Below are 12459 nucleotides of genomic sequence, written 5' to 3'. Positions count from 1 at the left end.
CCCTTGATTGACCTGAGGTTTACAGGAAGACTGTCAGTAAAATGGCCCTGAAAACAAGGGCACAACCTGTTTCAGTAGGGAGAGTTCACATGACAAAATTCCTGTTCCGGACATTTGCATCGACCCTGGCCGTAGGGGCCAGCCTGCTTGCCACGCAGGTTTTGGCCAAGTCGGACATCACCATTGCGATGCAGCTTGAGCCTCCGCATCTGGACCCGACAAGCGCCGCGGCGCAAGCCATCGACTCGGTGGTTTACACCAATATCTTCGAAGGCCTGACACGTTTCATGGGCGACGGCTCGGTCGTGCCCGGATTGGCGGAAAGCTGGGAGATTTCCGAAGACGGGACGGTCTATACCTTTAACCTGCATGACGGGGTGACCTTCCATGATGGCACCACCATGGACGCCGAGGATGTCAAATTCAGCCTTGACCGCGCAACCGCGGAAGACAGCGCCAACGCGCAGAAGGCCCTGTTTGCCGGTATCGAAACCGTCGAGGTCGTCGACCCGCTGACGGTGAAAGTCACCCTGTCAGAACCGAACGGAAATTTCCTGTTCAACCTGGCCTGGGGGGACGCAGTCATCGTCGCGCCTGAGAGCATTGAAAACATCAAGACCAATCCAGTTGGTACCGGTGCCTATACCTTTGGAAACTGGGTGCAGGGCGACAGTATCACGCTGAACCGAAACCCCGATTACTGGGGCGAACAGCCCGCATTAGAGACTGCTACGTTCAAGTTCATCTCGGACCCGACCGCCGCTTTTGCCGCCATGATGGCAGAGGATGTCGACGTGTTTGACAACTTCCCGGCGCCGGAAAACCTGCCCCAGTTCGAGGCCGACCCGCGCTTTCAGGTCCTTGTGGGGTCGACCGAAGGTGAGACGATCCTGTCCACCAACAACAAGCAGCCTCCGTTTGATGATATCCTTGTTCGTCAGGCATTGGCCCATGCCATTGACCGGCAGGCTATCATCGACGGCGCAATGTTTGGCTATGGCACGCCGATCGGAACCCACTTTGCGCCGCACAATCCGGCTTACGTCGATCTGACCGCGCAATCCGCTTACGACCCCGAAAAAGCCAGACAGTTGCTGGCAGAGGCGGGATTCGAAAATGGGTTCGAGACGACATTGCATTTGCCTCCGCCGTCTTACGCCCGTCGTGGGGGCGAAATCATAGCGGCGCAGCTGGCCGAGGTCGGCATCACGGCCGAGATCATCAATGTGGAATGGGCCCAATGGCTGGAATCCGTGTTCAAGGGCAAGGAATTCGGTCTGACCATCGTCAGCCATACCGAGCCTATGGATATCGGTATTTATGCGCGGCCTGATTATTACTTTCAGTATGACAGCACGGATTTTCAGGCGCTGATGGACACTCTGAACACCACCACCGACCCCGAAGAACGCACCCGTTTGCTGGGTGAGGCGCAGCGCCTGATCGCAAGCGACTATGTCAATGGCTACCTGTTCCAGTTGGCCAAACTGGGCGTTGCGAAAGTCGGCGTTCAGGGCCTTTGGGAGAACGCGCCCACCGCTGCAATCGATCTGACTCAGATCAGCTGGTCCGAGTAATGTTACAGCCCGGGCCGCGCCGGGCGGCCCGGGCCTTCCATTGTGTCAGGGTGTTCTCAAGTATGTTCTTGCTCCGTGCCATTCCCGTCTTGGTTTTAGGTTTTTTCCTGGTGTTCGGTTCTTCTGTCGCGGCCACGGCGCAGAATGTGTTGGGGGGCCGGCTGGATGCCCTGCCCGGAACGCCCGAGAATCCGTTGAACGTTGGGATTGGCATTCGCATCGACCAGATCACCGGTGTTGATCAAAAGGCTGAAAACTATGGCGCGGTTGTGGTCTTGCGGGTGGAATGGACCGATCCGGCGCTGGCGTTTGATCCCGAGGAACTGGGGAGGGATATCAGGGTCTTCAACCCGCCCGACCTTGCCAATCATGCGGCAAGTATCGGGTCCGTTCTGCCGGCTTTTGTCATTCACAATCAGCAGTCCAACAAGTGGATCCACGAATCCGCCGCATCCCTGCGTTACGACGGGCGGGTGCTGTATGTCGAAAAATCGTCTCTTACACTCCAGGCGCCTCATTTCGATTTCCGAAAATACCCGTTCGACACGCAGGAGTTTCATTTCGAGGTCGTTTCGGTCTTTCCCTATGAATACGTAAATTACCATCCGTTGAACGAATTCTCTGGCCTCGGAGATCAGTTGGGCGAAGAAGAATGGATTCTGAACAATGCACGGTTGGAAACATCCAGGGTCCTGGGTCTATCCGGCAAAGAAAGCGATCAGGTCGCGCTTGTTTTTGAGGGCAATCGACATCTGACCTATTACGTCATTCGGGTTTTCCTTCCGATGCTTGTCTTGATCTCGGTCGGCTGGGCGCTGTTTTTTCTGGATGAATACCGCCGGAGGATCGAGATTGCGGGCGGCAACCTGCTGGTCTTCGTCGCGTTCAACTGGGCAATATCCGCAGATCTGCCCAAGCTGGGTTATCTGACTTTTCTGGATTTTGTCCTACAGTGCATGTTCCTGATGACCGGGGCGCTGATCGTGTTCAACGTCGCGCTGCGACGATTGAAAGTGTCCGGCAAGGAGGGGGCGGCGCGCACTTTGGACAATTATGCGATCAAGTGGATCTATCCACTGGGCTATGCTGCGATCGTTGCCTATGCGGTTTCCGCTTTCCTTCTGGTGCCTTAGACGCTGGACCCGTGCCTGATGTGACCCTAACGTGGTGCCAATGCTCCGCTACGTCCTCAAACGACTGATTTCCTTGCTTGTCAGCCTGGCCGTCGCCTCGGTGGTCATCTTCGCCGTGATCGAGGTTGCCCCGGGTGATCCGGCTTCGTTCATGCTGGGCGTCAATGCGCAGGAGGACACGCTGGCGGCGCTGCGGGCCGAGTTGGGCTTGGATGGGTCCAGGATACAGCGCTATTTCCACTGGGTTGGCGGCATGCTGGTGGGCGATTTCGGCACGTCATACACCTATCGCACACCGGTGTCGCAGATGATCGCTGACCGGCTGTGGGTATCGTTGCCCCTGGCACTTTATGCGCTGACGCTGTCCACGTTGATCGCCTTTCCCGCCGGAATTTATGCCGCTGCGCGTCGGGGCAAACCGGGGGACCTTGCAGTGATGGGGGCGACGCAGCTTGGCATCGCAGTCCCGAACTTCTGGTTCGCGATGATGCTTGTGCTGATCTTCGCCATCAACCTGCGCTGGTTCAATGCGGGCGGGTTTGCCGGTTGGAACCACGGTCTGTGGGCCGGCCTGCATTCCCTGACCCTGCCTGCCGTGGCTCTTGCCTTGCCACAGGCGGCGATTCTGGCGCGGGTCATGCGGTCGGCCTTGCTGGACATTCTGGGTGAGGATTTCATGCGCACGGCTCGGGCCAAGGGCCTGTCCCGTCGTCAGGCCCTGTGGCGGCATGGGGTGCGAAATGCGCTGATTCCGGTGCTGACCATCATTGGCTTGCAGTTTTCCTTTCTGCTGGCGGGATCGATCATCATCGAACAGGTGTTCTATCTGCCGGGCCTCGGGCGGCTGGTGTTTCAGGCCATTTCTGCCCGAGACCTCATCGTCGTGGAATCGGTCGTGATGCTGCTGGTCTTTGCCGTGATAACGGTCAACTTCCTTGTCGATCTTGCTTATGCGGCCGTGGACCCTCGACTGAGGAGCAGGACATGAACCGGAACCTGATCCTTGGGGCCTTGTTGTCGTCGCTGGTGGTTCTGGCCGCGTTGGTGTCGTTCATCTGGACCCCCTACGACCATGCCGCGCTGGACATTCCCAATAAATTACAGCCACCAAACGGGCAGCATTGGTTTGGAACCGATCATTTCGGCCGCGACATGTTCTCGATGATCATGGTCGGTGCGCGCACGTCGATTGCGGTGGCGCTGGTGGCCGTCGGCATCGGCATGGCACTTGGCGTTCCTCTTGGTCTGGCAGCGGCCGCGCGCAAAGGCTCATGGCTGGATGAGGTCATCATGCGTGGCAATGATCTGGTCTTCGCTTTCCCTTCGCTGGTGATCGCCATCCTGATCACGGCCGTCCATGGAGCCGGAGCAATCAACGCCATTGTTGCGATCGGCATTTTCAACATCCCCGTCTTTGCCCGTATCACCCGCGGGGCCGCTTTGTCGCTTTGGGAGAGAGAGTTCATCCTTGCCGCCCGTGTGTCGGGCAAAGGGGCCGCGCGGATATCGGCTGAACATATTCTGCCCAACGTGGCCAACCTGCTGATCGTGCAGGGCACCATCCAGTTCAGCCTTGGCATTCTGGCTGAAGCGGGCCTGTCATATGTCGGTCTGGGCGCTCAACCTCCAACGCCCAGCTGGGGCCGGATGCTGGCAGACGCGCAGACGATGGTCAGTTTTGCCCCGCATTTGGCTCTGATTCCGGGTCTGTCGATCATCGTCACGGTGCTGGGTCTGAACCTGTTGGGCGACGGAATGCGAGACTGGCTGGATCCCCGGATCAGGGTGGCGCGGGCATGAGCTTGTTGCAGATTGAAAACCTGTCGCTGACGATCCATGGGATACCGATCCTGAAACAGGTCAGCCTCTCCATCGCTCCCGGCCAGATCGTGGCGGTGACAGGTGAAAGCGGCTCGGGCAAATCGATGACCGCATTGGCGGTGATGCAACTTTTGCCGCATGGGGCCAGCACGGAAGGTGCGATCTGGCTGGACGGTCAGGATCTGTTGACACGGTCAGAGCCCGATTTGTGCGCCTTGCGCGGCGCGTCCGTGGGGATGGTGTTTCAGGAACCGATGACAGCGCTCAATCCGGTGAAAACCATCGGTGATCAGGTGATGGAGACGATCCTGATCCACAAGGCGATGCCCCCGACCCAGGCCCGAACACGCGCCAAAGAGGTGTTGACCCGCGTCGGCTTGCCGCCTGATCGGTTCCCCCTTTCCCGCTATCCGCACGAACTGTCCGGCGGGCAACGGCAACGCGTGGTCATTGCCATGGCCATCGCTCTGCGCCCCAGGCTGCTGATCGCGGACGAGCCGACGACAGCGCTGGACGTCACGACACAGGCGCAGATCCTCGACCTGCTCAAGGGGCTGGTGCGCGAATACGACATGGGGCTGCTGATGATCACCCATGATCTGGCCGTTGTCTCTGATATGGCCGACCAGATCATCGTCATGCGCCACGGAGAAGTGGTTGAAAGCGGGGCCACACAGCACCTGCTGCGTCACATGCAACACCCTTATACCCGAATGCTGTTCGAGGCGTCTGGCCATCAGGTCACTTTGCCGGAACCCGCGCAACCGCAAACGTTGCTGGAGGTATCCCAGGTTGTCCGGGATTACCGATTGCCCCGAAAAGGCCTGTTGGACGCGCCGCGCCATCACCGGGCGGTGGATGGTGTCAGCTTCTGCCTCAACCGAGGCGAGCGGTTGGGGCTGGTCGGGGAATCCGGATGTGGAAAATCGACCCTGACACGGGCAATTTTGGGCTTGGAGGAGGTTCAGTCCGGTCAAATCCGGTTGGGTGGTCAGCCGGTATTCACCGGTCACAAACCCAACCTTGCCGTGCGTCGGAGGATGCAGGTTGTGTTTCAGGACCCATATGGCAGCTTCAACCCCCGCCATCGTGTCGCGCGCCTGATCACCGAGCCTTTCCACTTGCTGGACACCCCGCCCACCGGATCAGAGCGACAGGATCGGATCTCGGAAATATTGACGGCCGTCGGCCTCAGCCCCGACGACGCGGGCAAGTACATCCACGAATTCTCGGGCGGGCAACGACAACGGATCGCCATCGCGCGCGCCCTGATCATCCGGCCCGATCTGATCCTGTTCGACGAGGCGGTTTCGGCGCTTGACGTTTCTGTCCGTGCTCAGATCCTCGATCTGCTCGCTGAACTGTGCGACGCCTATGACCTGACCTATCTGTTCATCAGCCATGACCTGAGCGTTGTCCGCACGATCACCGACCGTGTGCTTGTGATGCAGTCCGGGCGGATCGTCGAACAGGGAAAGACCAAGCAGGTGTTCGAAAACCCGCAACATTCCTATACGCAAACCCTGATTGCCGCTGCGCCCCGGTTGCCCGAGATAACGCCACTGACGGCATAAAGTTCCTTGTTAGAGCCTGATTGGAGGCCCCAAAATGACCCAGAACATTTGGTTTGATCCCACCTTGTGCCTGATCGGCGGGCGCTGGATACGGGCGGCTGCGGGCGACAGCCTGCCCTTGATCAACCCTTCGGACGGGGCCGAGATCTGCCGGATCGCCCGAGGGTCCGAGGCGGACATCGACGCGGCGGTACAAGCCGCCCGATCTGCGTTGAATGGTGATTGGGGGCGAAAGACGGCGTTGGAACGCGGCCGCATCCTGACCCGGCTGGGCCAGCTGGTGCTGGAACGGGTGGACGATCTGGCGCGGCTTGAGGCGATGGATGTCGGCAAACCGCTGACACAGGCCCGGGCAGACGCGGTCGCCCTGGCGCGCTATTGCGAGTTCTACGGCGGCGCGGCCGACAAGGTGATGGGCGAGACCATTCCCTATCTCGATGGCTACACCGTCTATACCCTGCGCGAACCGCATGGGGTGGCGGGCCATATCGTGCCCTGGAACTATCCGATGCAGATTATCGGGCGTTCCGTCGGGGCGGCGTTGGCCATGGGCAACGCCTGTGTTCTGAAACCGGCGGAAGAGGCCTGTTTGACCGCGTTGGCCTTTGCCCATCTTGCGCAACAGGCCGGGCTGCCGGCCGGTGCTTTGAATGTCGTGCCCGGTCTGGGGGCCGAGGCGGGTGCGGCGCTGTCCGGACATTCGGGTGTAAACCACATCTCGTTCACCGGTTCTGTTGCTACAGGGGCCCTTGTGCAGCAGGCGGCGGGTCGCAACGTGGTGCCCGTGACGCTGGAACTGGGCGGGAAATCCCCGCAATTGGTTTTCGACGACGCCGATCTGGATGCGGCGCTGCCGTTTCTGGTGAATGCGGGTATCCAAAATGCGGGCCAGACCTGTTCAGCCTCGTCCCGAATCCTGGTGCAGCGTGGCGTTTATGAGCAGGTCAGATCGCGGATGTCCCAGGCCTATGAAGAACTGACCGTCGGCCCGGCGATGCAGGATCTGCGCGTTGGGCCGTTGATCTCGGACCGGCAGAAACAGATTGTCGGGGGTTTTCTGAAAACCGCCACGGACCTGACGATCGCTGCGCAGGGACAGATTGTCGAAGACGCGCCAGAGACCGGGGCCTATGTCCGGCCCACTTTGTTCGCGGACGTGCCGCCAGATCATCAGTTGGCACAGGACGAGATCTTCGGCCCGGTTCAGGTTCTGATCCCGTTCGACACCGAAGAACAGGCTCTGGCCATAGCGAATAGTACAGAGTACGGCCTGGTCGCCAGCGTCTGGACGCGGGATGGCGCGCGGCAGATGCGGTTGGCGAAAGCGCTGCACTCGGGTCAGGTTTTCATCAACAACTACGGTGCAGGCGGCGGTGTTGAACTGCCGTTTGGCGGGGTGGGAAAATCCGGCCATGGCCGCGAAAAAGGGTTCGAAGCTTTGTACGGCTTTTCACAGTTGAAGACAGTTGCCGCGTTTCACGGATAACATTTTAAGGTCTTTCAAGTCAGCATGTTCTCAATCTGGTCACTTTGCCAGGTTTCTGACTTGCGTGTGTCCGAGTGGCTGCCAAAAAAGCTTCCGACTCGCCGTTGTTCCACCAAGTTTGCAGAGCTCGGGAACTTCTGCGCGCCCCAATCAGCTAATACGACGAAGTCAAACCTGACTCGCGCCGCGTAAGCTTGGGTGATGTTTCCATGTAGTAGGTTGTACTTGTCCCAATGCACCGGGCAGCTCAGAAACAGGACCCGGCGCAGTTTCAAGCCAGATTCTGCAGCTTTCATGACGACATTACCCCCATGGCTGTGAGTGACGACATCGCAACCTTCAAGACCTTGGTACCGTACCCATGTCGAAAAATTTTTTGCTGCAATATCACGACCACGATCCGACCAACGCCCCTCCCATTCGAAGAAGTCAGCTCCAGAGAAAATGTCGCTGCGATGTGGCGCAATATACGTGTGAAGGTCTCCGGTTCCGGGATAATACCAATCTGGATCTGAGTTGATGTCAAAATGAGTACCGTGGACCAGTGTGAGTCCAATATCGTCCCTGATGCCCGGCTCAGGCGGCTGCGGAAACCTCATCGGCAGCGCGGACGGCTCTGATCCGAGGCTTAGAAAGAGAGTTGAGTAAACTTCGCGTGTCAAATCTGACAGGTTGTCGAACCTCTGTGCAAACCACTCGAACCGAGTCAACGGGGTCAACGAAGGCAGCTGAAATAATTTCATACCTGAACTGAGTGCCGCCACTCTGACAATGTCGCTTGGGGCAGAAAGACCATATTTGACTGCAGTCAGAACGTCTGGAACTGTACCTGACTCTTCGGCGCGCTCGATAAACTCCGCTAGCTGATCGTAGTAGCTGATTGGCGCGGAAACGGCTTGTTCATTGGCGGAATCCTCGTCTGGACCAGGTACAGAAGGCAGGGGCACTCGTCCGTCCAATTGTTGAAAGGTTGCAACATCTCTGAAGCCAAGTTCAGCAGTGTCCTCTTCTGGCAAAGTTTATTCGAAGGCATCCTTCGGGGTAGTCAGTGCTGACGCTCGGCTGATCAAGTACGCAGCAACTGTATGCAGCCCAAGTTCGTCACGCTCGATCAATGCAGTTTCAAGTGAAACGGGATTCTCAATGCCTGCCATCTTCGTACTCCAAATATTAGTAGCTATTTGGGTATTTTAGCACACGATAGACTTTTTTTTGCTAAAGAGTTTTAGGGGCTAAACCACAACCTTTATGGCTTCTTGCGCACCGACACCGAACACCCGCTTGTAGCGTTCGATCTGGTCTTTCGGACCCATCGCCTTTTCCGGGTTGTCCGACAGTTTCACCGTCGGGCGGCCATTGGCGGATACCGCTTTGCAGACCAATGAGAACGGTGCCAGCGCGTCATTGGGGACGAGTCCGCGAAAATCGTTGGTAAGCAAGGTTCCCCAACCGAAGGAAATATTGGCGCGGCCCGCGAACTGGGCGTGCAATTCCTGAATTTTCTCGACATCCAGACCGTCAGAGAAAATGATCCGTTTCCCTGTCGGGTCTTCGCCGCGTGCATTCCACCAGTCTATTGCGACCTCGGCCGCTGCTGCCGGGTCTCCGCTGTCGATGCGAATGCCGGTCCATCCCGCCAGCCAGTCAGGAGCATTGTCCAGAAACCCCTTGGTGCCATAGGTGTCGGGCAGGATGATGCGGAGGTTGCCGTCATGTTCGTCATGCCAGTCGCTGAGCACGTCATAAGGCGCCTGCGCCAACGCGTCATCCGTATCGGCCAGCGCGGAATAGACCATGGGCAGTTCATGCGCATTGGTGCCGATCGCCTCGACCTCGCGTCGCATGGCGATCAGGCAGTTTGAAGTTCCGGTAAAGGATGCGCCCAGCCCTTCGATCATCGCCTGCACGCACCAATCCTGCCAAAGGAAGGAATGCCGCCGTCTGGTGCCGAAATCCGCGATCCCAAGCCCGTTTATCGAGCTCAACTTTTCGATCTTTTCCCAAACCCGGGTCATCGCGCGGGCGTACAGTACCTGCAATTCGAACCGGCGCATATCGTTCAGCACCGCACGCGAGCGCAGTTCCATCAACACCGCCAGCGCGGGGATCTCCCACAGCATGACCTCGTGCCATTTGCCTTCAAAGGTCAGTTCAAATTGGTCACCTTTGCGTTCAAGGTGATAGGGCGGCAGGCGCAAATTCTCGAACCACTCCATGAAGTCCGAGCGGAACATCTGCCGTTTTCCATAGAACATGTTGCCGCGCAGCCAGGTGCTTTCCCCACGGCTGAGGCTGAGAGAGCGGATGTGATCCAGCTGTTCCCGCAGCTCTCCCTCATCGATCAAATGCGCCAGAGGTACGTGATTCGACCGGTTGATCAACGAAAAAACGACATCTGTTTGAGGCTTGTTTCGAAACACTGACTGGCACATCAGCAGTTTGTAGAAATCAGTATCGATCAAAGACCGTACAATCGGGTCAATCTTCCATTTGTGATTGTAGACGCGGGTCGCGATGTCGACCATGGGGAACTCCTGCGATTTCCGTAGTTAGATCAATCGACTCTGGAAATAGCAAGAGTCACTGATTTGGTGACAATGCCAGTTTGACGTCACAATACCGGCATATTGTGCATTGTTTTTACCGGTTAGTGAGAAGAGGGGATGGAAAGTCGAAACTGAGTTTGTGAATGGGTATCGAGTACGATTTTGATATTGTTAACGTAGCGCTGGAAGATCTGGACCCCGAAAAGCTGGGGTCTGCCTCTGATACGGAACGCCAGGTATGTGCGGTATTCCGCGATATCAGAGCCGCGGACGCGTTGCGTGGAACATCGCCGAAAATCCGCAAGATTTTCATGGATGCCGGGTTCAGCCTCGAGTCGCGCAACAGCGGCATCGTGCCGGGTGTTTTTCCGGCCGAGGATCATGCGGATCGGGTGCGAATTCTGCGGTCGCTGTTTGACAACATCAGGACGCGTGGAATTCAGGGTGAATATTGCGGCGATTTCAACCTTTGGGATTTCCTGCATTATGTGCGAACCGCGCATCCCATGGCTGGGATCGTGCGCAGCCGACCGATGCCCGTTCCGTCATCTCCGTCAAACCAGACCAACCCGGAACGTCGCACGATACCAGGGCGCATTGGGTTCGCGCTGGGTCTGGCGGTTGTTCTGTTCGTGATGATCAAGCTTCTGGCCGCCGCAGGCGCCACACCTTAGGTCAATACGACTCCGGCATCCCGCATCGCCTGTTCGGCGGCTGCCAGCGAACCGTCTATATCAATCGCGCGGCACGCGCCCATGCGGACCGTGACATCGAAACCCAACCTGGCGGCATCTACCGCGGAATAACGCACGCAGTAATCGGTGGCCAATCCCACAAGGGTCAAACGGTCGATGCCGCGTGTATCCAAATAGCCTTTCAGGCCTGTCGGTGTCTGGTGGTCATTCTCGAAGAATGCGGAATAGCTGTCGATGGCACTGCGGAACCCCTTGCGAAGGATCAGGTCGCCATCCGTGCGCAAGTCGGGATGAAAACCGGCGCCGCGCGTGCCCTGCACGCAGTGGTCGGGCCACAGAACCTGCTGGCCATAGGGCATTTCGACCAGGTCGAACGGGTTTTTGCCATCGTGAGAACTGGCAAACGAAGAATGCCCCGCCGGATGCCAGTCCTGAGTCAGGATCACGGCATCGAATTCATCCATCATAGCGTTTATCGGTGCGACGATCTCGTCCCCTTCTGCCACGGCCAGTGCCCCACCTGGGCAGAAGTCGTTCTGGACATCGATCACGAGCAGGGCATGGGTCATGGCGGTCTCCTTTTACCGCTCTATCGGTAGGCGGCGGCGCGCGGGGCGTCAATGCAATCCCTTGCGACTCTGGGTCTGCAAAGGTAGATCGCGCGTATGTACACAATCGCTGCCCTCTATCACTTTACACGTTTCGCGGACCCGGCCGCGTTGCGCGACCCCTTGCTGGACCTGTGCCGCGCGCAGTCTGTCACAGGTACGCTGCTGCTTGCCCAGGAAGGGATCAACGGCACGATCGCCGGCCCGCGTGCCGGAATTGACGCTGTGCTGTCACATGTCCGATCCTTGCCCGGTTGTGCCGATCTGGAGTGGAAAGAAGCGACCTCGGACCACCCGCCTTTCGGCAAGATGAAGGTGCGGTTGAAGAAAGAGATCGTGACCATGGGCCAGCCCGACGTGGACCCGCGCGCCCGTGTCGGCAACTATGTTGACCCGCAGGAGTGGAATGACCTGATCCGTTCTGACGATGTGGTTTTGATCGACACGCGAAACGATTACGAAGTGGCAATCGGGACGTTTGAAGGCGCAATAGACCCTGAAACAGCCAGTTTCCGCGATTTCCCGGCATGGTGGGAACAGAACAAGGACCGCTTTCACAACAAGCGGGTCGCCATGTTTTGCACGGGCGGTATCCGTTGCGAGAAATCCACCAACTACCTGTTGGGGCAGGGGGTCGAGGATGTCTATCACCTCAAAGGCGGTATCCTGCGATACCTTGAGGAAATCCCCGCCGAAGACAGTTCGTGGCAGGGTGAATGCTTTGTTTTCGACAATCGCGTTTCGGTTGGCCACGGGCTTGTTGAAGGGCCGCACAAGCTTTGTCATGGATGCCGGCGTCCAATCCTGCCCGAGGATATGAAGCGCCCGGAATACGAGCATGGCGTTTCATGCCATCAATGCATCGATGAGACGTCCGATGCTGACAAAATGCGCTTTCGCGAGCGGCAAAAACAGATCCTGCTGGCGCGGGAACGGGGTGAGGCGCATCTGCGGCAGGATTGAATTCGGGTTGCGGGCGATGCCTTTAGGTCGGATGATTGCCCGAAGACCGGATTGAA

At 58.0% G+C, this 12459-nt stretch carries 11 protein-coding genes; 8 read left to right on the top strand and 3 right to left on the bottom strand.

The genetic code is table 11. From position 1 onward, the window contains the following. Positions 1–89 precede the first annotated feature (89 nt). The 6 genes from ACR0A2_RS10015 to ACR0A2_RS09990 all read left to right on the top strand — a co-directional run bounded on the left by ACR0A2_RS10015 (position 90) and on the right by ACR0A2_RS09990 (position 7591). Positions 90–1577, top strand: a complete 1488-nt coding sequence (locus ACR0A2_RS10015) for an ABC transporter substrate-binding protein (RefSeq protein WP_480834914.1) — start codon at positions 90–92, stop codon at positions 1575–1577. Positions 1578–1687: 110 nt separating this feature from the next. Next, positions 1688–2710, top strand: a complete 1023-nt coding sequence (locus tag ACR0A2_RS10010) for a ligand-gated ion channel (RefSeq protein ID WP_480834913.1) — start codon at positions 1688–1690, stop codon at positions 2708–2710. A gap of 40 nt (positions 2711–2750) precedes the next feature. Beyond that, positions 2751–3698 (top strand): ABC transporter permease, encoded by a 948-nt coding sequence (locus ACR0A2_RS10005; protein WP_480620082.1) that lies wholly within the window; start codon positions 2751–2753, stop codon positions 3696–3698. Then, positions 3695–4510, top strand: coding sequence for an ABC transporter permease (locus tag ACR0A2_RS10000; RefSeq protein WP_480834912.1), 816 nt, complete (start codon positions 3695–3697; stop codon positions 4508–4510). The genes ACR0A2_RS10005 and ACR0A2_RS10000 overlap by 4 nt, the downstream gene beginning before the upstream one ends. Continuing rightward, a complete protein-coding gene (locus ACR0A2_RS09995) occupies positions 4507–6105 on the top strand; it encodes an ABC transporter ATP-binding protein (protein ID WP_480834911.1) in 1599 nt (532 codons plus the stop codon). Before ACR0A2_RS10000 ends, ACR0A2_RS09995 begins: the two co-directional genes overlap by 4 nt. Before the next feature lie 34 nt (positions 6106–6139). Continuing rightward, positions 6140–7591, top strand: a complete 1452-nt coding sequence (locus ACR0A2_RS09990) for an aldehyde dehydrogenase family protein (RefSeq protein ID WP_480834910.1) — start codon at positions 6140–6142, stop codon at positions 7589–7591. Positions 7592–7605: 14 nt separating this feature from the next. Here the strand turns inward: ACR0A2_RS09990 and ACR0A2_RS09985 are convergent, their stop codons facing one another. Together ACR0A2_RS09985 and pncB are read right to left on the bottom strand one after the other, a co-directional pair. After that, positions 7606–8607 (bottom strand): hypothetical protein, encoded by a 1002-nt coding sequence (locus ACR0A2_RS09985; protein ID WP_480834909.1) that lies wholly within the window; start codon positions 8605–8607, stop codon positions 7606–7608. A gap of 216 nt (positions 8608–8823) precedes the next feature. Then, complete coding sequence (gene pncB, locus ACR0A2_RS09980; RefSeq protein ID WP_480834908.1) at positions 8824–10116, bottom strand: nicotinate phosphoribosyltransferase; 1293 nt, start codon at positions 10114–10116, stop codon at positions 8824–8826. A 164-nt stretch (positions 10117–10280) separates the two neighbouring features. On the opposite strand from pncB, the gene ACR0A2_RS09975 reads away from it, so the two are divergent. Next, entirely contained in the window at positions 10281–10811 is a 531-nt protein-coding gene (locus ACR0A2_RS09975; protein ID WP_480834907.1) for a hypothetical protein, read from the top strand. On the opposite strand, the gene pncA is transcribed toward ACR0A2_RS09975, so the two are convergent. Then, positions 10808–11401: a bifunctional nicotinamidase/pyrazinamidase gene (gene pncA / locus ACR0A2_RS09970; RefSeq protein ID WP_480834906.1), complete on the bottom strand. Its 594-nt coding sequence runs from the start codon at positions 11399–11401 to the stop codon at positions 10808–10810. The genes ACR0A2_RS09975 and pncA overlap by 4 nt on opposite strands. Positions 11402–11497: 96 nt before the next feature. Between pncA and trhO the strand changes: the two genes are divergently transcribed. After that, positions 11498–12403: an oxygen-dependent tRNA uridine(34) hydroxylase TrhO gene (trhO, locus tag ACR0A2_RS09965; protein ID WP_480834905.1), complete on the top strand. Its 906-nt coding sequence runs from the start codon at positions 11498–11500 to the stop codon at positions 12401–12403. The last annotated feature ends 56 nt before the right edge of the window (positions 12404–12459 follow it).

This window comes from Ruegeria sp. H8 (assembly GCF_056532905.1).
This window is presented reverse-complemented; position numbering and strand designations above follow the sequence as displayed.

What these genes read in the sequence shown, in the direction of transcription:
- ACR0A2_RS10015 (WP_480834914.1), top strand. Translation starts at nt 90, where the DNA reads ATGACAAAATTCCTGTTCCGGACATTTGCATCGACCCTGGCCGTAGGG.
- ACR0A2_RS10005 (WP_480620082.1), top strand. Translation starts at nt 2,751, where the DNA reads ATGCTCCGCTACGTCCTCAAACGACTGATTTCCTTGCTTGTCAGCCTG.
- ACR0A2_RS10000 (WP_480834912.1), top strand. Translation starts at nt 3,695, where the DNA reads ATGAACCGGAACCTGATCCTTGGGGCCTTGTTGTCGTCGCTGGTGGTT.
- ACR0A2_RS09995 (WP_480834911.1), top strand. Translation starts at nt 4,507, where the DNA reads ATGAGCTTGTTGCAGATTGAAAACCTGTCGCTGACGATCCATGGGATA.
- ACR0A2_RS09990 (WP_480834910.1), top strand. Translation starts at nt 6,140, where the DNA reads ATGACCCAGAACATTTGGTTTGATCCCACCTTGTGCCTGATCGGCGGG.
- pncB (WP_480834908.1), bottom strand. Translation starts at nt 10,116, where the DNA reads ATGGTCGACATCGCGACCCGCGTCTACAATCACAAATGGAAGATTGAC.
- ACR0A2_RS09975 (WP_480834907.1), top strand. Translation starts at nt 10,281, where the DNA reads ATGGGTATCGAGTACGATTTTGATATTGTTAACGTAGCGCTGGAAGAT.
- pncA (WP_480834906.1), bottom strand. Translation starts at nt 11,401, where the DNA reads ATGACCCATGCCCTGCTCGTGATCGATGTCCAGAACGACTTCTGCCCA.
- trhO (WP_480834905.1), top strand. Translation starts at nt 11,498, where the DNA reads ATGTACACAATCGCTGCCCTCTATCACTTTACACGTTTCGCGGACCCG.